At 58.3% G+C, this 26,979-nt stretch carries 21 protein-coding genes; 10 read left to right on the top strand and 11 right to left on the bottom strand.

What is annotated here, in order from left to right:
- Positions 1-30: 30 nt before the first annotated feature.
- A complete protein-coding gene (locus tag ACP86_RS02705) occupies positions 31-1,065 on the top strand; it encodes an IS110 family transposase (protein WP_008172057.1) in 1,035 nt (344 codons plus the stop codon).
- 597 nt (positions 1,066-1,662) lie between these two features.
- Here the strand turns inward: ACP86_RS02705 and miaB are convergent.
- Complete coding sequence (gene miaB, locus ACP86_RS02700) at positions 1,663-3,009, bottom strand: tRNA (N6-isopentenyl adenosine(37)-C2)-methylthiotransferase MiaB (protein ID WP_053112687.1); 1,347 nt, start codon at positions 3,007-3,009, stop codon at positions 1,663-1,665.
- A gap of 208 nt (positions 3,010-3,217) precedes the next feature.
- Between miaB and trmH the strand changes: the two genes are divergently transcribed.
- Positions 3,218-3,955, top strand: a complete 738-nt coding sequence (gene trmH, locus ACP86_RS02695) for a tRNA (guanosine(18)-2'-O)-methyltransferase TrmH (protein WP_053112686.1) — start codon at positions 3,218-3,220, stop codon at positions 3,953-3,955.
- Between the two features lie 162 nt (positions 3,956-4,117).
- On the opposite strand, the gene ACP86_RS02690 is transcribed toward trmH, so the two are convergent.
- The 4 genes from ACP86_RS02690 to ACP86_RS02675 all read right to left on the bottom strand — a co-directional run bounded on the left by ACP86_RS02690 (position 4,118) and on the right by ACP86_RS02675 (position 8,694).
- Positions 4,118-5,134 (bottom strand): nucleoid-associated protein, encoded by a 1,017-nt coding sequence (locus tag ACP86_RS02690; protein ID WP_053112685.1) that lies wholly within the window; start codon positions 5,132-5,134, stop codon positions 4,118-4,120.
- Between the two features lie 421 nt (positions 5,135-5,555).
- Positions 5,556-7,214 carry a sulfate adenylyltransferase subunit CysN gene (gene cysN / locus ACP86_RS02685; protein ID WP_053112684.1) on the bottom strand — a complete coding sequence of 553 codons (1,659 nt, stop codon included), beginning with the start codon at positions 7,212-7,214 and terminating at the stop codon, positions 5,556-5,558.
- 1 nt (position 7,215) lies between these two features.
- Entirely contained in the window at positions 7,216-8,124 is a 909-nt protein-coding gene (gene cysD / locus ACP86_RS02680; RefSeq protein ID WP_053112683.1) for a sulfate adenylyltransferase subunit CysD, read from the bottom strand.
- A gap of 159 nt (positions 8,125-8,283) precedes the next feature.
- The gene (locus ACP86_RS02675) at positions 8,284-8,694 is read right to left on the bottom strand and encodes a PilZ domain-containing protein (protein ID WP_008170127.1); all 411 of its coding nucleotides are present in this window, start codon (positions 8,692-8,694) and stop codon (positions 8,284-8,286) included.
- Between the two features lie 315 nt (positions 8,695-9,009).
- Between ACP86_RS02675 and rimO the strand changes: the two genes are divergently transcribed.
- Positions 9,010-10,356 (top strand): 30S ribosomal protein S12 methylthiotransferase RimO, encoded by a 1,347-nt coding sequence (rimO, locus tag ACP86_RS02670; RefSeq protein WP_053112682.1) that lies wholly within the window; start codon positions 9,010-9,012, stop codon positions 10,354-10,356.
- Positions 10,357-10,886: 530 nt separating this feature from the next.
- Here rimO and ACP86_RS02665 read toward each other — a convergent pair.
- From ACP86_RS02665 to gatC, 4 genes are all read right to left on the bottom strand, one after another.
- On the bottom strand, positions 10,887-11,921 hold the full coding sequence (locus ACP86_RS02665; protein ID WP_053112620.1) for an IS110 family transposase: 1,035 nt from the start codon (positions 11,919-11,921) through the stop codon (positions 10,887-10,889).
- A gap of 318 nt (positions 11,922-12,239) precedes the next feature.
- Positions 12,240-13,691 carry an Asp-tRNA(Asn)/Glu-tRNA(Gln) amidotransferase subunit GatB gene (gene gatB / locus ACP86_RS02660; RefSeq protein ID WP_008170130.1) on the bottom strand — a complete coding sequence of 484 codons (1,452 nt, stop codon included), beginning with the start codon at positions 13,689-13,691 and terminating at the stop codon, positions 12,240-12,242.
- Between the two features lie 34 nt (positions 13,692-13,725).
- The gene (gatA, locus tag ACP86_RS02655; RefSeq protein ID WP_053112681.1) at positions 13,726-15,183 is read right to left on the bottom strand and encodes an Asp-tRNA(Asn)/Glu-tRNA(Gln) amidotransferase subunit GatA; all 1,458 of its coding nucleotides are present in this window, start codon (positions 15,181-15,183) and stop codon (positions 13,726-13,728) included.
- Between the two features lie 11 nt (positions 15,184-15,194).
- Complete coding sequence (gene gatC, locus ACP86_RS02650; RefSeq protein ID WP_008170132.1) at positions 15,195-15,482, bottom strand: Asp-tRNA(Asn)/Glu-tRNA(Gln) amidotransferase subunit GatC; 288 nt, start codon at positions 15,480-15,482, stop codon at positions 15,195-15,197.
- A 374-nt stretch (positions 15,483-15,856) separates the two neighbouring features.
- Here gatC and ACP86_RS02645 point away from each other — a divergent pair, with 374 nt between their 5' ends.
- Genes ACP86_RS02645 through ACP86_RS02615 form a run of 7 tightly spaced genes read left to right on the top strand, consistent with a single transcriptional unit; the run spans position 15,857 to position 25,057 of the window.
- The gene (locus ACP86_RS02645) at positions 15,857-16,897 is read left to right on the top strand and encodes a rod shape-determining protein (protein ID WP_008170134.1); all 1,041 of its coding nucleotides are present in this window, start codon (positions 15,857-15,859) and stop codon (positions 16,895-16,897) included.
- Positions 16,898-16,926: 29 nt separating this feature from the next.
- Complete coding sequence (gene mreC, locus ACP86_RS02640) at positions 16,927-17,823, top strand: rod shape-determining protein MreC (RefSeq protein WP_082220538.1); 897 nt, start codon at positions 16,927-16,929, stop codon at positions 17,821-17,823.
- Positions 17,823-18,299, top strand: coding sequence for a rod shape-determining protein MreD (gene mreD / locus ACP86_RS02635; RefSeq protein WP_053112679.1), 477 nt, complete (start codon positions 17,823-17,825; stop codon positions 18,297-18,299). The genes mreC and mreD overlap by 1 nt, the downstream gene beginning before the upstream one ends.
- A 2-nt stretch (positions 18,300-18,301) precedes the next feature.
- A complete protein-coding gene (locus ACP86_RS02630) occupies positions 18,302-18,907 on the top strand; it encodes a Maf family protein (protein WP_053112678.1) in 606 nt (201 codons plus the stop codon).
- Positions 18,904-20,385, top strand: coding sequence for a ribonuclease G (gene rng, locus ACP86_RS02625; protein ID WP_053112677.1), 1,482 nt, complete (start codon positions 18,904-18,906; stop codon positions 20,383-20,385). Before ACP86_RS02630 ends, rng begins: the two co-directional genes overlap by 4 nt.
- Positions 20,386-20,425: 40 nt before the next feature.
- Positions 20,426-24,181 carry a YhdP family protein gene (locus ACP86_RS02620; protein WP_053112676.1) on the top strand — a complete coding sequence of 1,252 codons (3,756 nt, stop codon included), beginning with the start codon at positions 20,426-20,428 and terminating at the stop codon, positions 24,179-24,181.
- 30 nt (positions 24,182-24,211) lie between these two features.
- On the top strand, positions 24,212-25,057 hold the full coding sequence (locus ACP86_RS02615; RefSeq protein WP_008170148.1) for a carbon-nitrogen hydrolase family protein: 846 nt from the start codon (positions 24,212-24,214) through the stop codon (positions 25,055-25,057).
- A 9-nt stretch (positions 25,058-25,066) separates the two neighbouring features.
- Here the strand turns inward: ACP86_RS02615 and yjgA are convergent, their stop codons facing one another.
- Together yjgA and mgtE are read right to left on the bottom strand one after the other, a co-directional pair.
- Positions 25,067-25,594: a ribosome biogenesis factor YjgA gene (gene yjgA, locus ACP86_RS02610; protein WP_008170149.1), complete on the bottom strand. Its 528-nt coding sequence runs from the start codon at positions 25,592-25,594 to the stop codon at positions 25,067-25,069.
- Between the two features lie 15 nt (positions 25,595-25,609).
- Positions 25,610-26,971, bottom strand: a complete 1,362-nt coding sequence (gene mgtE, locus ACP86_RS02605; protein WP_008170150.1) for a magnesium transporter — start codon at positions 26,969-26,971, stop codon at positions 25,610-25,612.
- Positions 26,972-26,979: the final 8 nt, after the last annotated feature.

Raw genomic sequence — 26,979 nt, 5'->3', positions numbered from 1 at the left:
TTTCCTATCAGAAACGAGTGGGAGGAGACCATGAGTAAGGTTACAACGGTTGGCATTGATCTCGCAAAGAACACGTTTGTCCTTTTTGGGCTGGGCCCTAAAGGTCACAGCGGGTGGAAGCGCAAAGTGCGCCGCAAGCAGTTGCTGGAGCAGCTGGTGCGTTTGGAGCCTTGCACAGTCGCTCTTGAGGCGTGTGGGAGCTCGCACTATTGGGCTCGCCAGATACGAGCGTTAGGGCATCAGGTTGAGTTGTTACCGCCTCAACATGTGAAGGGCTATCTTCGAGGTCAGAAAAACGATTACAACGATGCTCAGGCCATTGCGGAGGCCAGTGAACATGGGCGAATTCGCCCGGTGCCGATCAAAGAGGTCGAGCAGCAGGATGATCAGATGCTGCACAAGCTGCGCCAGGGCGTGAGCAAGGATCGGGTACGAATCAGCAATCAGCTTCGAGGATTGCTGGCCGAGTACGGTGTGATCATGCCCCAGGGAATAGCGGCGCTGCGCCGGGAGCTGCCACTGGCACTGGAAGACGCTGACAACGGGTTGAGCGAGCGGGCCCGGCAGTTGTTGCACCGCCAGTATCAGCGTTTTCTGGAAGTAGAGCAGGAACTGGCCTGGTACGACCAACAAGTAAAGCAGAGATCGAGACAGGATGAGACCTGTCGGCGCCTGCAAGCGATACCGGGCGTTGGTGAAGTCGTCGCCAGTCTGCTGAAGGGCTGGATGGGTGATGGCCGCCAATTCCGGCGAGGCCGAGACGCTGGCGCAGCGCTGGGCCTGATCCCCCGTCAGAACAGCACCGGGGGCAAAGACGTCTTACTGGGAATCAGCAAGCGAGGCGACCCGTACGTACGCGCCCAACTGGTTCACGGGGCGAGAGCGGTGGTTGCCCGTGCGGACGGGAAAATGGACCGCCTCAGCCGATGGATCCAGCGACTCAAGGCAGAGCGAGGGTTCAACAAGGCAACCGTCGCATTGGCCAACAAGTTGGTTCGCATTGCCTGGGTGATTATCGCCCGAGGCGAGCACTACCAGCCATCGGAGCAACGGCTGGCGGTATGAATAAGTCAGGGATTGACTGAGCTAAATCACCGACGCGACGTCGGAAAGTAAAGCGGTTACCCTTCCCGCAGGTTGCGAGGGTCACAGCAATCGATGGCATAACAGGTCAGACCGGCCTGCCGAAAACCTGACTAATCCAAGGGCCCCAGAGGCCGTTAGGTCGATAAGGACGGCAGGCGCGGATCTTCCATCAAGGCCAGAGGCGACAAAGCCGCCTCATCAAACAGGCCGGATATACGGGCGCAAACCTGTCCCTGACATTGAGTGCTGAGACCTTGCAAACGGGGAGGAGACCATATACGGATTACGACTTCGTCTGATCCAACCTATGAATGCGCAGTTTCTACCAAGCAGACGGCTGTGCGGCCGACGGAGAGTGGTGCGTTTCCCTTCCCAAAAATGTCGGCGGCCAAGGATGGCCGACGCCAAGCGCACATGGGCGGAGCAAACGCTTTAGAAGCGAAGCTTCGCGTGCCGCGGAGCGACAGCAATCTACGATTGCTGGCTGGACCCGCTTGCGGGTGCTCGTAGCGGTTTTTGGGAGGGGAGCCCCACCACTCGCCAAACTCCAAACCCAAGACGAATAGGATCCGAGCTTTAGTAAAACTCCGAATTCACGGGCACACCGCGAAGTGAGTTGGGATAGGCCTCCACAATATTGACATCAATAAAGTGCCCGACAACCTCCGGATTCTCATGCCGGAAATTCACAATCCGGTTGTTCTCGGTACGCCCTGCGTATTCGCCAGGGTCTTTCTTGGACAGGCCAGTCACCAGAATCCGCTGGGTGCTGCCAACCATCTTGCGGCTGATGTCCATTACATTCTGGTTAAGGCGATCCTGCAGGATGCTAAGCCGCTGTTTCTTGATGTCCATCGGCGTATCGTCCGGCAGATCTGATGCCGGCGTGCCGGGCCGTGCGCTGTAGACGAAGCTGAAGGACATGTCGAAGCCGATGTCGTTGATCAGCTTCATGGTGTCTTCAAAGTCCTTCTCGGTTTCGCCCGGGAAGCCGATGATGAAGTCGGACGAAAAGCTGATGTCCGGGCGGATCTTGCGAAGGCGGCGGAGTTTGGATTTGTACTCCAGCGCTGTATGGCCGCGCTTCATGGCCGCCAGGATGCGGTCGGAACCGCTCTGAACTGGCAGATGCAGATGGCTGACCAGCTCCGGAACGCGCTCATAGACATCAATGAGAGCATCAGAGAACTCCACCGGGTGTGACGTGGTGTACCGGATGCGGTCGATGCCGTCGATGGTGGCGATCAGCTCAATCAGTTCCGCCAGGTCCATCGTGTCGCCGTCGTGGGTTTCGCCACGGTAGGCATTCACGTTCTGGCCCAGCAGGTTAACCTCGCGAACACCCTGGCTGGCGAGGTGGGCCACTTCAGCGATGACGTCATCAGCCGGGCGGCTGACTTCTTCCCCGCGGGTGTAGGGCACCACACAGAACGTGCAGTACTTGCTGCAGCCTTCCATGATTGAAACAAACGCGGAGGGGCCATCGGCGCCGGGCTCGGGGAGGTTGTCGAATTTTTCGATTTCCGGGAAGCTGACGTCCACCACGCCAACACCGTTACCCTTGGCGCGCACTTCGGTAATCATGTCCGGCAGGCGATGCAGGGTCTGGGGGCCGAAGACCATGTCCACGTAAGGTGCGCGGTCAATGATCGCCTGGCCCTCCTGGGAAGCCACACAGCCACCCACGCCGATGATCATTTCCGGCTTTTTGCTTTTCAGCTTTTTCCAGCGGCCAAGCTGGTGGAACACCTTTTCCTGGGCTTTTTCCCGAATGGAGCAGGTGTTCAGCAGCAGGATGTCGGCGTCATCGGGTGAATCGGTCATTTCGACGGTTTCACCGGTTTTGAGCAGGTCTGCCATGCGGGCAGAGTCATACTCGTTCATCTGACAGCCGTGGGTTTTGATGTACAGCTTCTTGGCCATGGGTCTCACGTAATCTGATGGATGTTGCGCCGGGAACTGGTGTTTGAAACGGGGCGCCAGCAAAAAGGAACTGCGTATTATAACGGGGTGCTTAAACTTCAACCACCTTTGTCTCGGCTAGTTGCTAGTTCGGTTGTGGTACTATTTGGCGCTTATGGTTTCGACGAGCCTCACGATAAATCCTTCAACCTAATACCCAAACACCAAAATGACCCCCGAACGCCTCTCCCGGATCAAACAAACCCTGAACACCCGGCAGCCGGACCTGAGCGTCCTAACCGACCAGGTCCACAAGCCCCGGAATCTGTCCGCCATCATCCGCTCCTGCGATGCGTTTGGCTTGGCGAACATGCACGTGGTCTGGCCAAAAGAAGGCTTCCGGGCATTTCGCAAAACCGCCGGTGGCAGCTACAACTGGGTAACAACCCACACCCACCGGAGCATGGACGAAGCGATCCAGAGTCTGAAAGTGCAGGGCCACAAGCTCTATGCGGCGCAGCTCTCCGACCGGGCTATCGATTTCCGGGATGTGGATTACACCCTGCCTTGCACGATAATCCTGGGTAACGAAGTGGATGGCGTCAGCGTCGATGCCGCGGCTCAGGCTGACGAGCACATCGTTATCCCAATGATGGGGATGGTGGAGTCGCTGAACGTATCGTCTGCCTGCGCGATTGTCCTGTCCGAAGCCCAGAGGCAGCGAAAGCTGGCCGGCATGTTCGATCAGCGCCGGATGCCGGATGACGAGTACAACCGCCTTTTATTCTGTTGGTGTCAGCCCACCGTCAAACGCTACTGCGACGACCGTAATTTGCCGTACCCGCCGATAGACCCGGAAACGGGTGAGTTGGTCGACGGTGTGGGCTGGATGCAGGAAGTAAGAAAGTTAAGGGCGAATCGCCCACGGTGGGATGACGAACCCAAAGTCACCGCAGATGAGCAATAAAAAGAAAATTACTCTTCTGTGAGATCGGTCCGGGGGTGGGAGGTCTTTTCTGTCGGGAAAAGATGTCTGAGCGAAGCGAGTTGCTTTTCCCAGAAGAAAAGGCCTCCCACCTCTGGACCAGCCCCCAAATCGAGCAGGCTACTTAGCAAAAGCTAGAGCCCATCACTCCTCGCGAGCCTCAAGATACCGCTGAAGCTGCTCCCGCAAAGCCTTGGGAAGCCGGGTAATCGTCAGGGCATCTTTGTCACGGTCATAGTAAACCGCCTGATTCACCAGGTCGGAAGAGAAGGACACGCTCATTCCGCCTCCGGAGCCTGCAATCCGTACCAGCTTTTTCACTTTCCGATGGTCCGGGTGCAGCACGCCGCTTTCCGGCAGTTCAGCAGTTTTTGAGGCAAACTCCTTGAAGCGTTGCGGCTCACTCTCGTCAAGGTAGCCGGACAATGCCTCGATTTCGACCGGCTCGCCCAGGGCATGCTGCTCCTTACAGAACTCATAGGCCTTGTTGCGCACCTCGCCGGCTTTTTCGGGCTCCGAGGACTTCGCGAAGGCCTCGACCGCGTCCAGGAAGGTCATGGTTTCCTTTTCCACATCCACCTGATTGGTAAACCCGCACAAACGGATAAACAGCTCGCCTGGCTCGCCGGTGCCGCGGCCGTGGACCAGTGTCAGATAGTTTTCCGCCGGGTTGTTACCCCGCCAGTCATCCAGCTCGATGCGAACGGCCAGGTTCAGACGGGAGAGGCTCAGGACGTCGGTCGCATCCAGTGACTGGTTGCCATCGAACCGCATGGCGCTGTCGGTTTCCAGGATAAACAGGTAAACCACCTCGGCGTCCGCTAGGGCATCGTGGACGATCATCAGATGGCCATCGAACTCCTCCTGACTGCCGGTCAGGAGCTCCTGCCACTGTCCGAACAGGCGGTCGGTCATGGCGCCGAAGGTTTGCTTGTCTTCCAGGTAGTCTTTCAGCCAGGCGCTGAACGGGCACTCGCCCAGGTCCTCGGAAAACCGGCCGTATTTCTTGCCGGGCTTGCTGTTGAACAGGCGCTTCATCTGCTTGTGCAGGCCCTCGTAATCGCCACCGGGCTCCTGCAGGGCCTCACCGGTCACAAGGCGGGCAGGCTGGCCCGGCTGGTACTGGCTGGCGAAGGCAGTGCGGAGGTGTTTGATGGCCATTTTTGCAGCTCCTGTTGATTAGTGCGGTTGGCTCAGAGGTGCGGGATTGTGCCATGAGTTGGCTTTCGATTCATTGGTAGCTTTCTGGTTTTGGTGGCGGGCCGCAGGGCAGGTGATTCTTTTTCTTCCGAAAAAACAACTCGCTTTGCTCAGACATTTTTTTCTACAGAAAAAGAATCACCTACCCCACGTCCACGGGCCTCTCAATGGTCCGCCAAAAAAATTAATGTTTGCCGTACTTTTGCTTTGGGAAGTAACGCCAGAGAACGCCGGCGGTGGGGTGGGGGTATCTTTTTCTGCCGGGAAAAGATGTCTGAGCGAAGCGAGTTGCTTTTCACAAAGAAAAAGATACCCCCACCCCGGCGCCAGCCACGAAAGTAGCCAGCCACCGAAGTAGGGGTATCTCCAGTCAGTTAAAAGCTTAGACCCGCTTGCTGCGAATCAACTCCTGAACAAGTTTGCCAACAGCCTCAGGAATCTCCTGCTCGTTGTCGGCGGTTGTTGCGGCGTTGGCGATGTCAGTGCCCAGGTTAACGGCAATGGCAACCAGGCCGTGGGAAGTCAGAAGCTGGGCCACGCGGCGGCGTTCGTCGGCATCGCCGGCGTTTTCTTCGGTGACCACCACGGCGGTTTTGCCCTGGTCGAACAGCGCACGCTCAACGGCGAGGGCCAGTGCCGGCGCCTGGCGACCATTACAGGCAATGATGGCCGGTTTCTGGGCCAGTCGGCGCTCGCGTTCTTCCACCGAAACCGGATCGAGCGATTCGCCGGAATCTGCCAGGCCGGCCACCATGCCTGCACCGATGGTGACGTTGGAGAGCCGGTCGATCACGATGAAGCTGCCGGTGGCGTGGTTGCGCTGGTAGGCGTCGAAGGCGATCGGCTGGTTCAGGGTCAGCTCGCACAGGCCGATTTCGTTCAGCTGGAGCTGGCTTGGGTTGGCCTGCTGTTCCAGGGTGTTTACGTCGGTCTGGTGGTGGATCTTTTTCACCGTACCGGAAGTAAACGTCGGGCCCAGCTTGATGTCGTAAAGGCGGCCGGTTTCCAGGGGTGCGTCAGTCATCCAGACGATATTGGCATTGAAGCGGTTGCCCACTTCGGGCTCATCTTCCACCTTGACCAGCATATCGCCGCGACTGATGTCGATTTCATCGGTCAGGGTGAGGGTGACCGCCTGGTCAATGTAGGCCTCTTCGAGATTGCCATCGAAGGTGACAACTTCCTTGACCGTGCTGGTGCGCCGCGAGGGCAGGGCCATCACTTGTTCGCCCGGGCGGATCACGCCGGAGGCGATGGTGCCGCAGAAGCCCCGGAAATTGAGGTTCGGTCGGGTAACGTACTGAACCGGGAAGCGGAAATGCTCCAGGTTCTTGTCCCGGCCCACTTCCACGGTTTCGAGAATCTCCATCAGGGGCTGGCCGGTGAACCAGGGTGTGTTCTCGCTTTTGTTTACCACGTTGTCGCCTTCAAGGGCGGACAGCGGCACAAAACGGATATCTTTCAGGCCCAGCTTGGCGGCAAACGCCAGGTAATCGTCTTTGATTTCGTTGAAGCGCTCTTCGCTGAAATCCACCAGATCCATCTTGTTCACGGCCACTACGATGTGCCGAATACCCAGCAGAGACGCGATGTAGGAATGGCGCCGGGTTTGGGTGAGAACACCGTGGCGGGCGTCGATCATCAGGATCGCGACCTGGGCGGTCGACGCGCCGGTGGCCATGTTACGGGTGTACTGTTCATGGCCCGGGGTGTCAGCGATGATGAACTTGCGCTTGTCGGTAGAGAAGTACCGGTAGGCCACATCGATTGTGATGCCCTGTTCGCGCTCAGCCTGCAGGCCGTCGACCAAGAGGGCAAGGTCGAGTTTCTCGCCCGTCGTTCCCATCTTGGCGCTGTCGGTTTTCAGGCTGGCCATGTGATCTTCGTAGATCATCTTGGTGTCATGGAGCAGGCGGCCGATCAGGGTGCTCTTGCCGTCATCCACGCTGCCACAGGTGAGCAGGCGCAGGAGTTCCTTGTTTTCGTGCTGCTTCAGGTAGGCCTGAATATCTTCTGCAATCAGATCAGACTGGTGTGACATCTTAGAAATACCCTTCCCGCTTTTTCTGTTCCATGGAGCCGGCTGAATCGTGGTCGATTACCCGACCCTGGCGCTCGGAGCTCTTGGCCAGCAACATTTCCTGGATAATATCAGGAAGCGTGTTGGCTTCGGATTCGATGGCGCCCGTCAGCGGGTAGCAGCCCAGTGTCCGGAAGCGAACCGATTTCATCATTGGTTTCTCGCCGTCCTTCAATGGCATGCGGTCGTCGTCCACCATGATCAGGGTGCCATCGCGCTCAACGACCGGGCGTTCGGCGGCATAGTAGAGCGGAACGATGTCGATGTTCTCAAGGTAGATGTATTGCCAGATATCCAGTTCCGTCCAGTTGGACAGCGGAAACACCCGGATACTCTCGCCCTTGTTGATCTTGCCGTTGTAGATGTTCCACAGCTCGGGACGCTGGTTCTTGGGATCCCAGCGATGGTATTCATCCCGAAACGAATACACGCGTTCCTTGGCCCGGGATTTTTCCTCGTCACGGCGGGCACCGCCGAAGGCTGCATCAAACTTGTACTTGTCGAGCGCCTGTTTCAGGGCCTGGGTCTTCATGACATCGGTATGTTTCGCGCTGCCGTGAGTAAACGGCCCGATTCCCTGATCCACGCCTTCCTGGTTGGTGTGCACAATCAGGTCGAGGCCGAACTTCTCAGCGACGTTGTCCCTGAACTTGATCATGTCCCGGAATTTCCAGGTGGTATCAATGTGCATCAACGGAAAGGGCGGCTTACCCGGGTAAAAGGCCTTCAGGGCCAGGTGAAGCATTACCGCGGAGTCCTTGCCGATGGAATACAGCATTACCGGATTGTCGAACTCGGCTGCCACTTCCCGGATGATGTGGATGCTTTCCGCTTCCAGCTGTTTCAGGTGCGTGAGGTTATATGTGGTCATGATAATCCGTTGCCGCCGTGCGGGCCGTGTTGGCTGTGCGAATGAATACGGCAACTATACCAGAGGGGGTAAGGGCATAAGAAGACGCCCAACTAGAAATTGACGTTATAACAATATAGCAGTGGCAGGCTCTGACCGTGAGTGAGCAGACGGTGACGTTCAGGCCGGATTGCGGGAGTCGGCCAGCAACTTGGCAACGTAGCGATCGACGTAATCGAAGCCGTTACCTTCAAACTCAGCGAACTGGATGCCCAGCTGAAATTCGTCCCTTGCGATGCGTCGCATGTGAACGATGTTGCCGTCGGCAATAATGGAAACCGGTTGCGTTGCAACCACCGGCACGGAGAATCGGGTCTTCACGGCAATCCAGTGTCCTGGAGCCGGGGCCTTTTGCTCGGGAATGAGTTGTTTCACCGTTTCCTGATTACAGGAAATCATAACGCCCGTGCGGGAGAGATTGGATACCGAACAGGTCAGGCAGCAGCCGTCCGATTTCTCAATAGTAATGTCGGTGGCTACGTCCACTCGCTGTTGGTTGCGCAAATTCAATTTGGCGGCGACAGGTTTCATGTTGACTCTTCTGGCGTGTCTGGTTGCGAATGATGCTGCCTTTCCCATAAATCCCTTCCAGAAAAACACTTAAACGCATGATAAGCGAATGAAAGTGTAGTTGTTTACTTTGTGATCAGCAAGAAGCCTGCCGCCTATAGTGGCAGATTTGTTAAATCTTTCTGAACAAGACGTCACAAATTTTGACGTCCGTCAGTTTCCATCCGTTCCAATACTCGTCGGACTTTTGCTGCAGGCGGTCCCTGAGCTGGTGTAAAATATAGCCCTTCATTCATTTGTGGGCTCGCGCTGAGCTCCGGGAATTCCAAGCCTTCTATGACAGATAACACCCAGACCCCTGCCTCGTCCGGCAACGGCAAAGTCGGTTTCATCAGCCTCGGTTGTCCCAAGGCTCTCGTCGACTCCGAGCGCATTCTCACGCAGCTCAGGCTGGACGGCTACGATGTTGTGCCGACCTATGACGACGCTGACATTGTTGTGGTCAACACCTGCGGATTTATCGATGCCGCCAAACAGGAGTCGCTGGATGCGATCGGTGAGGCCATCAGCGAGAACGGCAAGGTGATTGTCACCGGTTGTATGGGTGTAGAGGCCGACAAGATTCGCGATACTCACCCTGGTGTTCTGGCGGTTTCCGGCCCCCACGCCTATGAAGAAGTGGTCGGCGCGGTTCACCAGTTTGTTCCGCAGAAGAAACAGCACGATCCGTTCACCGATCTGGTTCCGCCGCAGGGAATCAAACTGACCCCCCGGCACTACGCCTACCTCAAGATCTCCGAAGGTTGTAACCATCGCTGCACCTTCTGCATCATCCCCTCCATGCGCGGTGATCTGGTCAGCCGGCCCATTGGCGATGTAATGGACGAAGCCCAGCGCCTGGTGGATGCCGGTGTAAAAGAGCTGTTGGTCATCTCCCAGGACACCTCCGCCTACGGCGTCGACACCAAATACCGCACCGGCTTCTGGCAGGGGCGGCCGCTCAAGACCAAGATGCAGTCACTGTGTGAAGCGCTCGGCGAAATGGGCGTGTGGGTTCGCCTGCACTACGTTTACCCCTATCCCCATGTCGACGACATCATTCCGCTGATGGCCGAGGGAAAAATCCTGCCGTACCTGGACATCCCGTTCCAGCACGCCAGCCCGAGAGTACTCAAGGCCATGAAGCGCCCGGCCCACGACAGCAAAACTCTGGAGCGCATCCGCAAATGGCGTGAGATCTGCCCCGAGCTCACCATCCGCTCCACCTTCATCGTCGGCTTCCCCGGTGAAACCGAGGAGGACTTCCAGTACCTGCTGGACTGGCTCGACGAGGCTCAACTGGATCGTGTTGGCGCGTTCAAATACAGCCCGGTGGAAGGCGCCAAAGCCAACGAACTGGAAGGTGCGGTTCCCGAGGAAGTCAAAGAAGAGCGCCTGGCCCGTTTCATGGAAAAACAGGCAGAGATTTCAGCAGCCCGCCTACAGGCCAAAATCGGCCAGACGATTGATGTGCTGATTGACGAGGTCGACGAGGAAGGCGCCATTGGTCGCTCCAAGGCAGACGCGCCGGAGATTGACGGTATGGTTTACCTTAACGACGAGACCGACCTTGTTCCGGGTGAGATTGTTCAGGCGGTTGTTGAGCATGCCGATGAGCATGATCTTTGGGCTCGGCTTCTTTGATGGCTTCCGGCTTGGGCACCTAGCCTGCCGAATTTGGGGGTAGGCCTCGGCGGGGTGTGCCTCCCAAAAACCGCTACGAGCACATCCATGTGCGCTTGGCGTCGGCCATCCATGGCCGCCGACATTTTTGGGAGTCACACCCCGCCAAGGCCTCAGAATCTTCAGGGATAGGGAGCAATCGGGCCGGATAAACAAGGTCAGTAGGTCGGATCAGGTGAAGCCGTAATCCGTATATGGTCTCCTCCCCGTTTGCAAGGTCTCAGCACTCAATGTCAGGGACAGGTTTGCGCCCGTATATCCGGCCTGTTTGATGAGGCGGCTTTGTCGCCTCTGGCCTTGATGGAAGATCCGCGCCTGCCGTCCTTATCGACCTAACGGCCTCTGGGGCCCTTGGATTAGTCAGGTTTTCGGCAGGCCGGTCTGACCTGTTATGCCATCGATTGCTGTGACCCTCGCAACCTGCGGGAAGGGTAACCGCTTTACTTTCCGACGTCGCGTCGGTGATTTAGCTCAGTCAATCCCTGACTTATTCATACCGCCAGCCGTTGCTCCGATGGCTGGTAGTGCTCGCCTCGGGCGATAATCACCCAGGCAATGCGAACCAACTTGTTGGCCAATGCGACGGTTGCCTTGTTGAACCCTCGCTCTGCCTTGAGTCGCTGGATCCATCGGCTGAGGCGGTCCATTTTCCCGTCCGCACGGGCAACCACCGCTCTCGCCCCGTGAACCAGTTGGGCGCGTACGTACGGGTCGCCTCGCTTGCTGATTCCCAGTAAGACGTCTTTGCCCCCGGTGCTGTTCTGACGGGGGATCAGGCCCAGCGCTGCGCCAGCGTCTCGGCCTCGCCGGAATTGGCGGCCATCACCCATCCAGCCCTTCAGCAGACTGGCGACGACTTCACCAACGCCCGGTATCGCTTGCAGGCGCCGACAGGTCTCATCCTGTCTCGATCTCTGCTTTACTTGTTGGTCGTACCAGGCCAGTTCCTGCTCTACTTCCAGAAAACGCTGATACTGGCGGTGCAACAACTGCCGGGCCCGCTCGCTCAACCCGTTGTCAGCGTCTTCCAGTGCCAGTGGCAGCTCCCGGCGCAGCGCCGCTATTCCCTGGGGCATGATCACACCGTACTCGGCCAGCAATCCTCGAAGCTGATTGCTGATTCGTACCCGATCCTTGCTCACGCCCTGGCGCAGCTTGTGCAGTATCTGATCATCCTGCTGCTCGACCTCTTTGATCGGCACCGGGCGAATTCGCCCATGTTCACTGGCCTCCGCAATGGCCTGAGCATCGTTGTAATCGTTTTTCTGACCTCGAAGATAGCCCTTCACATGTTGAGGCGGTAACAACTCAACCTGATGCCCTAACGCTCGTATCTGGCGAGCCCAATAGTGCGAGCTCCCACACGCCTCAAGAGCGACTGTGCAAGGCTCCAAACGCACCAGCTGCTCCAGCAACTGCTTGCGGCGCACTTTGCGCTTCCACCCGCTGTGACCTTTAGGGCCCAGCCCAAAAAGGACAAACGTGTTCTTTGCGAGATCAATGCCAACCGTTGTAACCTTACTCATGGTCTCCTCCCACTCGTTTCTGATAGGAAAATTCTCCTTCCCTATCCTGGCGCATTGCGACGCCGATTAGGAGGGGAGGAGACCATCTCATCGACCTATCATTTTGTTTTGATGGCCTGTCTTCGCGAGGGCACGCCGCCAGCTCGAGTGCCGTGGTGGGTAGAGCCTCCCAAAAATCTGGAGCGCCAGGGATGGCGCGACGAAGCCCTACAGGGATGTATTCACGGGCGTTTTTTGGGAGGCTCTACCCACCATGGCAGTCCCCCCAAGCTAGCAGGCTAGGGCCGCAGTCAGAAACCACGACCCAAGCCAAAAGGGTCACCCCCCAAGCTTGCGAACAAGAATCTCATTAAACAGCTTGGGATTCCCCTGACCTTTGGAGGCCTTCATCAGAGGCCCCATGAAACCCCCAAGCATCTTCTTGCGCTTCTTCGGGTCTTCCTCGTTCTGATACTGCGCCACCTGATCCGGCATGCCCGCCAGAACCTCGTCTACCATGGCTTCCAGGGCGCCGGTGTCAGACACCTGCTTCAGCCCCTTGGCATCGATGATGGCGTCAACGCTGTCGTTCTCACCGGACCACAGCGCCTCGAACACCTTCTTTGCGCCGGCGGATGAAATCGTATTGTCGGCAATCCGTACCACCAGATCGCCCAGCTGAGCACCGCTGATGGGCGAATCGGCAACCGATTTCTCCTCTGCATTCAGGCGCGCAGAGAATTCGCCCTGGATCCAGTTGGCGACCAGCTTTGCGTCTTTGCCCTGGCTGGCCGCTTCTTCAAAGAACGTGGCCAGTTTTGAGTCGCCGCTGAGCAGGCTGGCGTCGTAGTCGTTCAGGCCGTAATGGTCCATAAAGCGGACTTTGCGGGCGTCCGGCAGTTCCGGGAGACTGTTGCGGGCTTCTTCAATGAAGGAATCATCGATTTCTACCGGCAGCAGGTCCGGGCAGGGGAAGTAGCGGTAGTCGTTGGCTTCTTCCTTGGTGCGCATGGAGCGGGATTCGTCACGGTCGCCGTTATACAGGCGGGTTTCCTGCACGATGCTGCCGCCGTCTTCCAGAACGTCCATTTGCCGCTCAACTTCGTGGGCAATGGCCTGCTCCATGAACCGGAACGAGTTCAGGTTCTTGGTTTCGGTACGTGTGCCCAGAGTGTCGGACCCCTTCGGTTTCAACGAAATATTCACGTCGAAACGCATGGAGCCTTGGGACATGTCGCCGTCGCAGATGCCCAGGGATGTCACGATGCTGTGCAGCTTCTTCGCGAAGGCGACGGCTTCTTCCGCGTTGTTCATATCCGGTTCGGTGACCACCTCAATGAGCGGTGTGCCGGCCCGGTTGAGATCCACGCCGGTCATGCCGTGGAAATCCTCATGCAGGGATTTGCCGGCATCCTCTTCCAGGTGGGCGTGGTGAATGCGAACGCGCTTGGTCTCACCGTTCGGCAGATCAATGTCCACGAAACCGGGGCCGACAATCGGGCGCTCCAGCTGGGTGGTCTGGTAGCCCTTGGGCAGGTCCGGGTAAAAGTAGTTCTTCCGCTCGAATACCGAACGGCGCTCGATCTGGGCGTTCACGGCCAGGCCAAACATCACCGCATAGCGGAACGCCTGCTCATTAGGCACCGGCAGAGTGCCGGGCATGGCCAGGTCAACCGCGTTGGCCTGGGTGTTGGGCTCGGCGCCGTAAGAGGTGCTGGAGCCGGAAAAAATCTTGGTCTTGGTGGCGAGCTGAACGTGAATTTCCAGCCCGATCACAATGTCCCACTGCATAGTTGCTCTCTCCTGTAAGGGGCCTGTCCCGGGCTTATTGCGGTTCACGCTGGTGCCAGTCGGTCACCTGCTGGAACTGATGGGCGGCGTTCAGCAGACGCGCCTCGGAGAAATAATCCCCGATGATCTGCAAACCCACTGGAAGACCGTCGACGAAACCAGCCGGTACCGACATGGCCGGAACGCCCGCCAGGTTGATGGCGATGGTGAATACGTCTTCCAGGTACATGGTCACCGGGTCACTGGTCTTCTCGCCCTGGATGAAGGCCGGCGAGGGCGTGGTCGGGCTCATCAGCACATCCACTTCCTTGAAGGCATTGATGAAATCCTGCTGAATCAGCCGCCGAACCTTCTGGGCCTTGAGATAATAGGCATCGAAATAGCCGGCGGAGAGGGCGTAGGTGCCCACGAGAATCCGACGTTTCACCTCGGCACCAAAACCCTCCGCCCGGGAGCGGGTGTACAGATCCATCAGATCCTTCGGATCTTCACAGCGGTAGCCATAACGCACCCCGTCAAAACGAGACAGGTTGGCGGAGGCTTCTGCCGGCGCAATCACGTAATAGGCCGCAATCGCCAGCTTTGCGTTCGGCAGCGACACCTCTTTAACCGTGGCGCCCAGTTTTTCGTATTCGGTTACCGCGTTGCGAACCTGCTGCTCCATCGCCGGGCTGAGCTGGTCGCTGAAGTACTCCTTCGGCAGGCCGATCTTCAGACCTTTCAGCGGCTCGTTCAGTGTGGCCGTGTAATCCGGCACCTCGCGGTCAATCGACGTTGAGTCCTTCGGATCAAAACCTGCCATCACATTCAGCATCAGTGCATTGTCCTCTGCGCTCCGGGCAATAGTGCCGCCCTGGTCGAGACTGGACGCAAAGGCAATCATCCCGTACCGGGACACCCGGCCATAAGTCGGCTTCAGGCCAGTAACACCACACAGTGCCGCCGGCTGACGGATCGAGCCGCCTGTATCCGTGGCGGTAGCCGCCGGAATCAGTCGAGCGGCAACCGCCGCAGCCGACCCGCCAGACGAACCGCCCGGCACCCGCTTGTTGCCTTCACTCAGGCCCCAGGGGTTGGTCACTGCGCCAAAATAACTGTTCTCGTTGGACGACCCCATGGCGAACTCGTCCATGTTGGTTTTGCCCAGGCACACCGCACCGGCCTGGCGGAAATTCGCCGTAACGGTGGCATCATAAGGCGGAACAAAGTTCTCCAACATCTTCGAACCGCAAGTGGTCCGAACGCCGTTGGTACAGAAAATGTCCTTGTGCGCAAACGGGATCCCCGTCCAGGGCGTCGCATTCCCCGCCGCACGCTGGTCATCCGCGACCCGGGCATCGGCCAGGGCCTGCTCTTCGGTCACGGTAATAAAGCTGTTGTACTTCGAATCTTCCCGCTTGATGCGGTCGAGGAACTCCTGGGTCAGCTCCACGCTGGAAACCTGGCCGCTCTCCAGCTCCCGGGAAAGCTCTGCTACGGATTTGTTATGCATGACTTGTCCTTTCACTCAATCACTCTGGGAACCAGATAAAGCCCGTTCTCGGTAGCCGGCGCAATCGCCTGGAACGCCTCACGCTGATTGGTCTCGGTTACCTCGTCAGCGCGCAGGCGCTGCACTGCATTCAGCGGATGGGCCATGGGCTCAACCGAATCGGTGTCGGCAGCACCCAACTGATCCACCAGATCCAGGATGTTGCCCAGATCCTTCTCCAGAGCCGAAACCTGCTCGTCATCCACACGAATGCGGGCGAGCACAGCGACTTTCTCAATGTCCTCACGGGAAATGGTCACGCATTGCCTCCCAGATAAATGAAATGTCATTAATAAATGTTTTGAAAAAAGAGGGCCGCTCTGAACTGCGGGGACGTTCGGAGATCCCTTTTCAAAACTGTAGAGGGCCAAGGATGGCCCGAAACAAGCGCACATGGACGTGCTCGTAGCGTGTTTTGAAAAGGGATCTCCGAGCGGCCCTACACCGAAGCCGGAAAATCAGGTGGACCATGGTAACAGATTCGAACAATGGCGGGAGGCCCCAGCCCATAAGGTAAATGTGTGAACCGTAAGGCTTGAGGCCCGTTAGCGCCTTGCCTGCAGGGGTGCTCACTGCTAAAGTTGCCGCATCTTTTCTTTGCGACTGCAACTCTCAGGTTGAAACTACACGAATGTTGATAAAAAGACTCCGAGGCATCTTCTCCAGCGATCTGTCCATCGACCTGGGCACCGCCAACACCCTGATCTACGTGCGTGAGCGCGGAATCGTGCTGAACGAGCCCTCGGTAGTGGCCATTCGCACCAACAATTCCCAGAAAATGGTTGCCGCTGTTGGCGCTGAAGCCAAGCGCATGCTCGGCCGTACCCCGGGCAACATCACCGCGATCCGCCCCATGAAGGACGGCGTGATTGCAGATTTTGTGGTAACCGAAAAAATGCTCCAGCACTTTATTCATAAGGTGCATGAGAACAGCTTCATTACCCCGAGCCCGAGAGTACTGGTGTGCGTGCCCAGCAAGTCTACCCAGGTAGAGCGCAAGGCCATTCGAGAGTCCGCGCTTGGCGCCGGCGCCCGGGAAGTCTTCCTGATCGAAGAGCCCATGGCCGCCGCCATTGGTGCCGGTCTGCCGGTTGAAGAAGCCAGCGGCTCCATGATCGTGGACATCGGCGGTGGTACCACCGAGATCGCCATTATTTCCCTGAATGGCATCGTTTACGCAGAGTCTGTGCGGGTGGGCGGTGACAAATTCGACGAAGCCATCGTAACCTACGTGCGTCGCAACTACGGCAGCCTGATCGGTGATTCTACCGCCGAGCGTATCAAGCACGAAATCGGTTGCGCATACGAAGGCCTCGAAATCCGCGAGATCGATGTGCGCGGTCGCAACCTCGCCGAAGGTGTGCCCCGGGCATTTACCCTCAACAGCGAAGAGATTCTCGACGCGCTGCAGGAATCCCTGGCGCAGATCGTTCAGACCGTCAAGAGTGCTCTGGAACAGTCTCCGCCCGAGCTGGCGTCCGACATTGCCGAGCGCGGTATTGTTCTGACCGGCGGCGGCGCACTGCTGCGCGGGCTGGACAAACTGATCAGCGAGGAAACCGGCCTGCCGGTGATTATCGCTGAAGACCCGCTGACCTGTGTGGCCCGTGGTGGCGGCAAGGCGCTGGAAGTGATTGACCGGGGTGGCATCGGAATGTTCTCCCAGGAGGGATAATCCTGTGGGGAGGGCTCGCCATTAAAACCATCTTTGTCCAGGGGCCTGTTCCCGGCTTCAGACTCCTCATTGTTCTTCTCGTATCGGCAGCCCTGGTGGTTGCCGATGCGCGTTTCGACAAGCTCTCAACGGTGCGAAGTACCATTGCAACCGGTCTGGCACCCGTGTACTGGCTGGGGAATGCGCCCTACGAATTTTCCGACTGGTTCGCCGGGCTGTTTGAAAATAAACAGGATCTTCAGGAAGAGAATGAAGATCTCCGGGCTCGTTTGCTGATCCTCGAGCGTCGCGCCCTGAAATACGCCGCGCTTGCTTCCGAGAACAACGAGCTGCGCCGCCTGATGAACTCATCAGAAGTATTGGATGACCGCGTCATCGTTGGCGAGGTGGTCGGTGTCTCCCCGGATCCCTTTTCCCACGAAATTATTATCAACAAAGGGCGCAGTGACGGCTTGTCGCCGGGCCAGGCCATTCTGGACGCCCATGGTCTGATGGGCCAGGTGGTGCAGAGCAGCCAGATTACCTCCCGCGTCTTGCTCGTCTCCGACAGCAGCCACGCCGTTCCGGTGGAGGTTGTGCGTAACGGTTTGCGCGCCATCCTGCTGGGTACCGGCGATACGGATACCCTGGATCTCGTTCATGTGCCGGATACGGCGGATATTCGCGAGGGCGACCTGCTCGTCAGTTCCGGTCTTGGTGGCCGTTTTCCGAGGGGCTACCCGGTCGCGGAAGTCAGTCGAATATCCAAAGAGCCGGGCGAACCTTTTGTCTCCATTGAAGCCACACCCAAGGCGCAACTCAACCAGAGCCGTCTGGTGCTGGTAGTATTCCCTGCGGAAAATGCCGCGCCGATCGAAACCGACGAGGGTGAGGACGCATCCGCTGCCAACGTCGCCGAAGATGCCAGCCAGGGAGGGCAGGACTGATGTTGTCCGTAATCAGCTATCCGGTCTTTGTGCTTTCCGTGATCGTTGCCCTGGTGTTCAGTATTTCCCTGTTTCCTGTGGGCTGGTTCGAGTTCCGCCCGGAGTGGTTGGGGCTGGTTGTTTTCTACTGGACATTCCGGGCTCCGGCCCAGTTCGGCATCCTGCTGGCCTGGTGTCTGGGCCTGCTTCTGGATGTGCTGGAAGCCACGCCTCTTGGCGTGAATGCCATGGCGATGGCCTTGATCGCTTTTCTGGTGCTTACTATCCACCAGCGTTTGCGCATGTATCCAATGCCCCAGCAGTGCCTGATGGTGTTCCTGTTGTTGGGCATCAATCAGATGCTGGTGCATTTTGTAAAGCAATTGCTGGGGGCTGATGATGCTGGCTTCAGCTACCTCTGGCCGGCCCTGACCAGCGCCCTGGTATGGCCGGTATTCTGTATCCTGCTGGACAACATTAACCGCAAACTGGGTTAGCCATGCCATCAATCATTCTCGCCTCGGCTTCGCCGCGCCGGGCGGAGCTGTTGCAGCAAATCGGCCTGAATTTTTCGGTTCGTCCGGCGGACATCGACGAAACACCGGAGCCCGATGAATCCCCGGAACGCTATGTGGAACGTTTGGCCCGGGAGAAGGCGCTGGTTGTGGCTGGGTCCTCACCGGAATGCCTGGTACTTGGGTCGGATACATCGGTGGTGCTCGATGGCGAGATACTCGGTAAGCCGTCAGACTTCACCGAAGCCCGGGAAACATTGGCCCGCCTCTCCGGCGCCACTCATCAAGTCATGACTGCCGTGGCGTTGGCCTCAGAAGGGCAATGCCAGTCTGTTCTGGTCATCACCGAAGTTTGTTTCAGGCAGCTTTCCAGCGCAGAGATCGACGCCTATGTGGCCAGCGGCGAACCCATGGACAAGGCCGGGAGTTATGGAATTCAGGGCCTTGGTGGTATTTTTGTTAATGAGCTCCGGGGTAGCTACAGTGCCGTGGTTGGTCTGCCGCTGCAGGAAACCGCCGCATTGCTGGCTGGTGCCGGTTACCCGGTCTGGAAAAACTGGCCGCGCAGTCTGGAGAGCCAAACATTATGAGCGAAGAGATTCTGATCAACGTCACCCCGGTGGAAACGAGGGTGGCCCTGGTTGAAAACGGCATGCTGCAGGAAGCCTATATAGAGCGCACCAGCAGGAAAGGCATTGTCGGCAACATCTACAAGGGCAAGGTGGTGCGCGTTCTACCGGGCATGGAAGCGGCGTTCGTCGATATTGGTCTGGAACGGGCCGCATTCATTCATGCGTCCGATGTGGTTCCGAGTCAGTCCAATGGCGATGAGCCCGCCGATATTCCCAAAACCGTTCCCGATATTCGAAGCCTGCTTCGGGAAGGGCAGTCACTGGTCGTCCAGGTTACCAAGGATCCGATCGGTACAAAGGGGGCCCGCCTGACCACCCAGCTTTCAATTCCGTCGCGGTATCTGGTGTTTATGCCAGGCGTTAGCCACGTTGGTATTTCGCAGCGAATTGAGGACGACACCGAGCGGGCCCGGCTGAAAACGCTCGTTGAGGAGGCCGCCGCCGAGGATCCGGATGTTCAGGGCGGCTATATTATCCGGACGGCCGCGGAAGCGGCGTCACCTGAGGATCTGATTGGCGACATGGCTTATCTGCACCGGTTAAGTCAGTCCATACACGAGCGAATTGCCCGGGTTCAGGCGCCGGCGGTTGTGTATCAGGATCTGCCGTTGTTCATTCGCACCATCCGTGACCTGATCCGGCCCCAGACCGAAAAGGTGCGTATCGACAGCCGCGAGAGTCATCAGCGGGTGATGGAGTTTGTCGAGGAGTTCGTTACGGAATTTGCCGACAAGGTCGAGTACTACCCGGGCGAGCGCCCTATATTTGACCTCTACTCGGTCGAGGACGAAATCCAGAAGGCCCTGAGCCGAAAGGTCCAGCTCAAGTCCGGTGGTTATGTGATTATCGACCAGACCGAAGCCATGACCACGATTGATATCAATACCGGGGCGTTCGTCGGGCACCGGAATCTGGAAGAAACCATCTTCAAGACCAACCTGGAAGCGGCTCGGGCCATCAGTCGTCAGCTGCGCCTGCGAAACCTGGGCGGCATTATCATCATCGATTTTATCGACATGGAAGATCCCGAGCACCAGCGCCAGGTCCACCGGATGCTGGAGAAGATGCTGGAGCGGGATCACGCCAAGACCAAGATCACCGGCGTCTCCGAGTTGGGCCTGGTGGAAATGACCCGCAAACGAACCACCGAGAGCCTTGGTCAGGTGCTCTGCGAACCTTGCCCCATCTGCGATGGACGGGGTTTTCTGAAAACCACCGAGACCGTTTGCTATGAGGTTTTCCGGGAAATTCTCCGGGTTAATCGCGCCTATGATGCCGAGAGCTATCTGGTGATGGCCTCCCAGAGCGTGGTGGATCGCCTGCTGGATGAGGAATCCGATAACGTGGCCGATCTTGAAACCTTCATCAGCAAGACCATTCGCTTCCAGGTGGAGCCCTTCTACAGCCAGGAGCAGTATGATGTTGTTCTGCTCTGATGCCGGGAAACTGCGCCGGTTACCGGGTTAAGGGGTCTGAATGTCCTCCGCTGACCACGAACCGCCGCTTCCGGAGAACCTGCCCGAGAGCCCTCCGGTTCGGCTTTTGGCGCGGCTCGCCAGCCTGATCTGGTGGATGCTGCTGACACTTCTGGTGCTGCTGGCCTTATACGCCGGTCTTGGCCGCCAACTGACCCAGAATGTGGACAGCTTTCGCGATGATCTGGCTCGTGAGCTGTCAGACCGACTGGGCCATGATGTCAGCATCGGTGGCCTTTCATCCCAGTGGTACTGGCTCGACCCCGCCTTTACGGCCAGCGACATTCAGGTCACTCACCCTGACACCGGAATTGTCGTTGCCAACCTTCAGCATCTGAATATCCGCTTTGCTGCACTGGCCTCGCTGATGCGTCTGAGGATTGTCTTTGAGGACTTCCAGGCAGACGGTCTGGAACTGACCGTGAATCAGGAGCGCGGCGGTGATGTCGCGGTGAGAGGCGCAGAAATACCGGAACCGGTCAGCAATCAGTTGCAGGAGTGGCTGGAGCTTGCCGGTGACTGGCTCTCTGATCCTTACGTCAAGATTACCCGCGTCAATCTTGGTATCCGGGATAACCAGGGCAACCTGCGCCACCTGGATATCCCCCAGCTGGATCTCGACTACCGCCGTGGATTGTTCCACGCATCCGGCCGTGCCATGCAGTCTGGTACTACCCAGCAGCTGGCCAGTTTTGCCCTCGTGGGCCAGCATTTTTTCCGGGGTGACTTTACCGGCCAGTTGTACCTTGGCGTCGATTCCGGCCGGCTGTTCGACGGACTGGTTGACGAGTACCAGTGGCGATCCCTCCGGGTGGAAGGCTTCGATCTTGGTGGTGAAGCCTGGCTTACGTTCCGCAACGGTTTGCTGCAACAGGTGACCGGTACGGTGCGGACCCCCTATCTGCAGTTGGGTGTAGGCTCTCAATCCCTGGCGCCACTGGAAGACATCCGCGCGAGATTTGGCTGGCGTCGCCACGATACGGTGATGACCGACGAGACTGTGGTCGAATCCGGGGCCTTCGCCCTTGGCGAGTGGCATCTGAAGCAGCTCCAGTGGACCTGGGACGGCGATGTGGTTTCACCTTTCAGTCTGAGGTTGGCGCCGTCGGAGGGAGGCATGTCCGTCATTGCCGACGCCCTTCCGCTAGCGCCCACACGTCGCCTCGCTGCGCGGCTTCCGTTATTGCCGGAGCGTGCACTCCGGGCCCTTCAGGACTATAGGCCCGGTGGCTTTCTGGACCAGTTGAGAATCTTCTTCCCCGAGGGCGCCCCGGAAGACTTTCAGCTTTCCGGCCGGTTGCGTGACGTTAGTGTTCGGGCCCACGGCGGCGCGCCCGGCGTTACCTCTGTAAACGGAGACATCGCTCTGGACCGGCAACGAGGCTATGTCCGGATTGCCGCCGGCGAGTCGCCCGTTTCTCTGGATTTTCCCCAGCTTTTCGGGGGCGCCTGGTCATTCCCCGTACTTGAGGGCGAAGTGGCCTGGCTGCTGGATGGCGCTATTACCCGTGTGTTTTCGGATGGCGTACGGATGCGTTACGGCGAGGCCACCGAACTGGACGGTGCTTTTGACCTCAGGATGGATCGAGAGGGTGAAGACAATCTGGGGCTCAAAGTGTCGGTGAAAAACGGCAACGCCGACATGCTGGCAGATTTCGTTCCGGTTAAGGCGGTAAACCCCGGTTTGTACGATTGGCTCACGACCGCCATTCTCGAGGCCGATATTACCTCAGGGACGTTTTTCGGCCATGGTCAGATAGGTTTTGGTGCACCCCGGGGCTCCTTCGTCACCTCAATGATCTATGAATTCGATCAGGCATCTGTCCGCTACGATGACGCCTGGCCGGAGGTCACAGGTGCCCGGGGCAGTGTCAGGGTTCACAATGGCGACACGCTGGTTCGACTCGAAGCAGGTCAGACCGGTGGCCTGGATCTCGATCCCGGGACGGTTCGCGTGGAGCCCTCCGATCAAGGCACACGGATAAGGGTGGATACCTCGGCACGGGTGCCCGGCGAATCGGTCGGGTTCTGGATGGAAAATAGCCCCCTGGGTGATATGGCAGGCACAGAGGCCCAGAAGCTTGAATATGGTGGTGAGTATCAGCTGGACCTTGGTGTCGACTTGCCATTGGGGACGGAGCAGCCAACCGTGGTTGAGGCAAAAATTGCCGCACAGGAAGGCACCGTCTCCTACCCCTCGGCAGGGTTGGCCTGGCGGTCGGTTCAGGGTGAACTGACCTACCACAGCGAAAACGGCTTCTCCGGTGGCCCTTTGACTGCCGAATTTTTCGATGAACCGGTAACCATTGCCTTCAGCAAGTCCCGGGCGGGCAATGCCCTTACCATCCGGCAGTCGGGAACGCTACCGGTGCCCGGGGTGTTTGAGCAGGCGGGACTTGAGACCAGTTCGGGTTTTGGTTTGCAGGGCAATGTTACCTATACCGCGGACCTGGACGTGGGATCGGATTCAACGTCGGGCATCCGCGTGCGGTCCACTCTTGAGGGGCTGGCGGTTGACTGGCCGGAGCCACTGTCAAAAACGGCGGATGAGGCAGCACCGCTGCGGGCAACCATCAATCCCTCGGCCGCCGGCGGGCTTGGCATTACGGGCGACTGGGAAAACCGCGCAACGTTCGATCTGTTATGGAAAGAGACCGGGTTTGATTTGCGTCTTGGCCGCCTGCACCTTGGCCCGCAGGTGTTGAACGATATTGATATCAATGCCCTCGATCTTGGTGACCGGTGGGTGGTGACCACCAGCTCGCAACGCGCCGAAGGCCGACTGACAATTCCGCAAAATGGCGACACGGTGAAGGCCGATTTTCAGGTGTTACGGCTCGTGCGCAGTGAAACACCCCCTGAGGATTCGCCGGAATTACTCACCCTCGAAGAGCAGCTTGAGGCGTTCCGCGCGCTGGATATGGGAAACTGGCCGGATATCGATGTCTCGATTGCGGAACTGCAACTGAACGACGAATCGTTGGGACAGTGGGCCTTCCGGCTCCGCCCCGAACCTTTTCGGTTGCAGGTAAATGACATCGAGGGGCGCCTGAATTCCCTGACACTGCTGGGCGACATGAGCTGGAGCATCGTCGGAGACCGGGAAACCAGCCGGTTTACAGGTTCCATCAGCGGGGGTGCGCTCGCGGATCTGAACGAGCTCCTCGACACTGAAATGCCGGTCACTAACGAGGGGACCAACATAGAGCTGGATCTGGACTGGCCCGGCCGTCCGGATGAGCTTTCCATACCGGAGCTCAGTGGCTCGGTCAGTCTAAGGCTGGATGAGGGTGTGATCCTGGAGCGAAACAACACGGCGCAACTGTTCCGGGTGTTCAATCTGCTGAACTCTGACACCCTATGGCGCCGGTTGAAGCTCGACTTTTCCGATCTGTATGAGCGTGGGGTGGCATTCGACGCGATCTCGGGCAAGGCGCAGATCATCAATGGCTTGCTGACCATGGATCCCGAACTGCAAATAGTGGGCCCATCCGGCGCCTTCAAACTCAGTGGCACGACCAATATGGCCAGCGAGGAGCTGGATATGCGGCTTGTGGTTGTGTTGCCCCTGACTCAGAATCTGCCATTGGCGGCGCTGCTCATGGGTGCCGGTGCGCCGATCGGCGGCGCCTTGTTTGTGCTGGACAAGATTCTGGGCGATCCTTTGAGCAGGCTGACAAGCGCAACCTACAGCGTGACCGGCTCATGGGACGAGCCGGAAGTGAATCTGCAACGGGTTTTTGACACCGGCGAATAACTTTTCTGTTTGGCAATATCGGAGGCAGTCATGAACAAGCGTGTTTCCAACCGGGTCGCAGCCATCCAGATGGTCAGCGGTCATGACATTGACGCCAATCTGCGCGAAGCGGAACAGCTGCTGGCCCGGGCTGCCGAGCAGGGCGCCTCGGTCGCCGTACTGCCTGAGAATTTTGCGGTTCTGGCCACCAGTCAGATGATTGATCGTGGTCGCCAGGAGGCGGGGGCCGAGCCTGTCATAAGAACCTTCCTGGCCGAACAGGCCCGGAAACTGGGGCTCTGGATCGTTGGCGGATCGATGCCCGTGGCCAAACGACCGGACGGCTCAGATCTGGAGGATCGGGTCAGGGCAACCTGCATTGTCTTTGATGACCAGGGTGAGGAAGTTGCCCGTTACGACAAGATTCACCTGTTTGATGCCATGGTGGAAGACGCCCATGGTCAATACCGTGAATCGGACACCTTCGAGCCCGGCGAACAGATAGTGACCGTGGATACGCCCGCGGGCAAGCTGGGGTTGGCGATCTGCTACGATCTTCGCTTTCCGGAGCTGTTCAGGCTGCTGCGTGAGCAGGATGTCGACTGGATTTGCCTTCCGAGCGCTTTCACCTGGCAGACCGGTGATGCCCACTGGTACCCCCTGATCCGGGCCCGCGCGATCGAGAACCAGGTATGGTTAGTGGCACCTGGCCAGGGTGGCCAGAACAGCGAGCGCCGTCGCACCTATGGCCACAGCCTGATCTGTGATCCCTGGGGGCGGATCGTGACGGAAATGGGGGAAGGCCCGGGCCTGGTCACCGCCGAACTGGACGCCGATCAGGTAGCCAATCTGCGCGCCCGGATGCCGGTGTGGGAGCACCGCCGGCTCAAAGGTTGAACCAACGGCTCACATGGCCTCGGCGTCATCGATGCACTCCCTGAGATAACGGAACAGTTTCCGGGCCTGGCCGGTGTTCTTCTGTTTTTCGACGTCTTTTCGGGCGTTTCGAGCAAGGTTTCGCAGGTGCTGCATATCGGCAGTGGGGCAGTAGCTGAAGAACTCGCCAACAACGGAATCGCCTTCGGCAATCATCCGGTCCCGCCAGCGTTCCGCCAGGTGGTGTCTGCGGGTGTGTTCTTCGCTACCGGCATCGAAGGCGTCGATGGCTTTCGCCAGGGCTTCAGGATCATCTTCCTGTCGGATGACCTTACCGATGTATTGCAGGTGCCGTCGTTTGGCCTCGTTCTGGCGGATACGGCGGGATTCCTCGATCGCGGCGCGGAGGGTCTCGCTGATTGGCAAGGTTTCCAGCTGATCGTTGCTCAGGTCCAGCATCCGCTTGCCCAGATCCTGCAGGGCATGCATTTCCCGTTTCAGCTGGGATTTGCTCGGGCCGTCGTATTCCGGCGCGTCGTTGTCTTGATGGTCTTTCATAAATCCGAGATCCGCTTAAGCGTAGAAAATCGTCGCGAGGCCAAGAAAGGCCATGAACCCGACTACATCGGTCACAGTCGTGAGAATCACGCTGCCTGCCAGGGCCGGATCAATATTGCGAGATTTGAGAAACAGTGGCAGAACCGTGCCAACCAGCGCTGCGGCGACAAGATTGATCACCAGCGCGGCAGCAATGATCGCGCCGATCATCACATCCTGGAACCAGAGCATGGCTGCACCCGCCACCACGGCGGCCCAGAGCAGGCCGTTCAGTATCCCTGACAGAAATTCCCGGTTCAGCAGCCAGCCTACGTTGGCGCCGCTGATCTGCCCCACGGCCATACCGCGAATCACCAGTGTAAGCGTCTGACTACCAGCAATGCCGCCCATACTGGCAACAATTGGCATCAGCACTGCGAGCGCCACCACTTTGGCGATCGTGTCTTCAAATAGCCCGATGACGGCGGAGGCGGTCAGTGCCGTAATCAGGTTGATGCCCAGCCAGACGGCACGGCGACGGGTGGTTTTCCACACCGGCGCAAAGGTGTCCTCGTCTTCGTCCAGACCCGCCATACTCATCAGTGAGTGGTCCGCATCCTCCCGGATAACGTCAACCACGTCATCGATGGTGATCCGACCCAGCAGGCGGCCCTCCTCGTTTACCACCGGCGCCGAGATCAGGTCGTAGCGTTCAAACAATGTCGCTACCTTGGTGTCGGAGAGGCTCACGGGAATGGGCTCGATGTCGGTATCCATGACTTCCCGCACGGTGGAGGCGGGGTTGGAGACCAGCATTTTCGTGATGGGCAGCATGCCAATGAAATCGTCCCGGCGGCTGACCACGATCAGGCTGTCGGTCATGGGTGGCAGGGTGCGGTGCCTGCGAAGGTAGCGGAGCACAACATCGATACTGATGTCCGGGCGCACCGTAATGGTGTCCGTGTTCATCAGACCGCCGGCGGTGTCCTCCGGATAGGAGAGAACTTCCTCCACCCGTTGCCGGTCCTGCTCGTCCATGGTCTCCAGGACTTCCTGGATGACCGTATCCGGCAGCTGCTGCAGCAGGTCGGCCAGGTCGTCTGACTCGAAATCCTCGATGATGTCCGCCAGTTCCTGAGCGTTCAGCTGGCTCAGGAAGTAGCCTCGGATATCATCACTGAGATACTGGAGAACCTCGCCTTCGAGGTCTTTGTCCACCAGGTTCCACAGCAGGGCCCGCTGCCGGGGCGGTGAGGACTCCAGCAAATGGGCAATATCACTGGGGCTCAGGCCACCGTTCAGGATGCGGGCAACCTGCTTCAGTGCGCCACTGTCCAGCGCTTCGCTCAGGGAACGAAGACGCTGGCGGGCCTGGCTTTTTTCCAGAATATCGGTCATGTGTTTAT

The sequence above is a fragment of the Marinobacter sp. CP1 genome, from assembly GCF_001266795.1.
Lineage (GTDB): Bacteria > Pseudomonadota > Gammaproteobacteria > Pseudomonadales > Oleiphilaceae > Marinobacter > Marinobacter flavimaris.
The sequence above is the reverse complement of the archived record's forward strand: the minus strand, read 5'-3'. Positions and strand labels throughout refer to the sequence as shown.

What these genes read in the sequence shown, in the direction of transcription:
- rimO (WP_053112682.1), top strand. Translation starts at nt 9,010, where the DNA reads ATGACAGATAACACCCAGACCCCTGCCTCGTCCGGCAACGGCAAAGTC.
- mgtE (WP_008170150.1), bottom strand. Translation starts at nt 26,971, where the DNA reads ATGACCGATATTCTGGAAAAAAGCCAGGCCCGCCAGCGTCTTCGTTCC.
- ACP86_RS02705 (WP_008172057.1), top strand. Translation starts at nt 31, where the DNA reads ATGAGTAAGGTTACAACGGTTGGCATTGATCTCGCAAAGAACACGTTT.
- ACP86_RS02690 (WP_053112685.1), bottom strand. Translation starts at nt 5,134, where the DNA reads ATGGCCATCAAACACCTCCGCACTGCCTTCGCCAGCCAGTACCAGCCG.
- trmH (WP_053112686.1), top strand. Translation starts at nt 3,218, where the DNA reads ATGACCCCCGAACGCCTCTCCCGGATCAAACAAACCCTGAACACCCGG.
- ACP86_RS02675 (WP_008170127.1), bottom strand. Translation starts at nt 8,694, where the DNA reads ATGAAACCTGTCGCCGCCAAATTGAATTTGCGCAACCAACAGCGAGTG.
- ACP86_RS02665 (WP_053112620.1), bottom strand. Translation starts at nt 11,921, where the DNA reads ATGAGTAAGGTTACAACGGTTGGCATTGATCTCGCAAAGAACACGTTT.
- ACP86_RS02620 (WP_053112676.1), top strand. Translation starts at nt 20,426, where the DNA reads ATGTCCTCCGCTGACCACGAACCGCCGCTTCCGGAGAACCTGCCCGAG.
- cysN (WP_053112684.1), bottom strand. Translation starts at nt 7,214, where the DNA reads ATGTCACACCAGTCTGATCTGATTGCAGAAGATATTCAGGCCTACCTG.
- cysD (WP_053112683.1), bottom strand. Translation starts at nt 8,124, where the DNA reads ATGACCACATATAACCTCACGCACCTGAAACAGCTGGAAGCGGAAAGC.
- miaB (WP_053112687.1), bottom strand. Translation starts at nt 3,009, where the DNA reads ATGGCCAAGAAGCTGTACATCAAAACCCACGGCTGTCAGATGAACGAG.
- ACP86_RS02630 (WP_053112678.1), top strand. Translation starts at nt 18,302, where the DNA reads ATGCCATCAATCATTCTCGCCTCGGCTTCGCCGCGCCGGGCGGAGCTG.
- rng (WP_053112677.1), top strand. Translation starts at nt 18,904, where the DNA reads ATGAGCGAAGAGATTCTGATCAACGTCACCCCGGTGGAAACGAGGGTG.
- gatB (WP_008170130.1), bottom strand. Translation starts at nt 13,691, where the DNA reads ATGCAGTGGGACATTGTGATCGGGCTGGAAATTCACGTTCAGCTCGCC.
- ACP86_RS02615 (WP_008170148.1), top strand. Translation starts at nt 24,212, where the DNA reads ATGAACAAGCGTGTTTCCAACCGGGTCGCAGCCATCCAGATGGTCAGC.
- gatA (WP_053112681.1), bottom strand. Translation starts at nt 15,183, where the DNA reads ATGCATAACAAATCCGTAGCAGAGCTTTCCCGGGAGCTGGAGAGCGGC.
- yjgA (WP_008170149.1), bottom strand. Translation starts at nt 25,594, where the DNA reads ATGAAAGACCATCAAGACAACGACGCGCCGGAATACGACGGCCCGAGC.
- mreD (WP_053112679.1), top strand. Translation starts at nt 17,823, where the DNA reads ATGTTGTCCGTAATCAGCTATCCGGTCTTTGTGCTTTCCGTGATCGTT.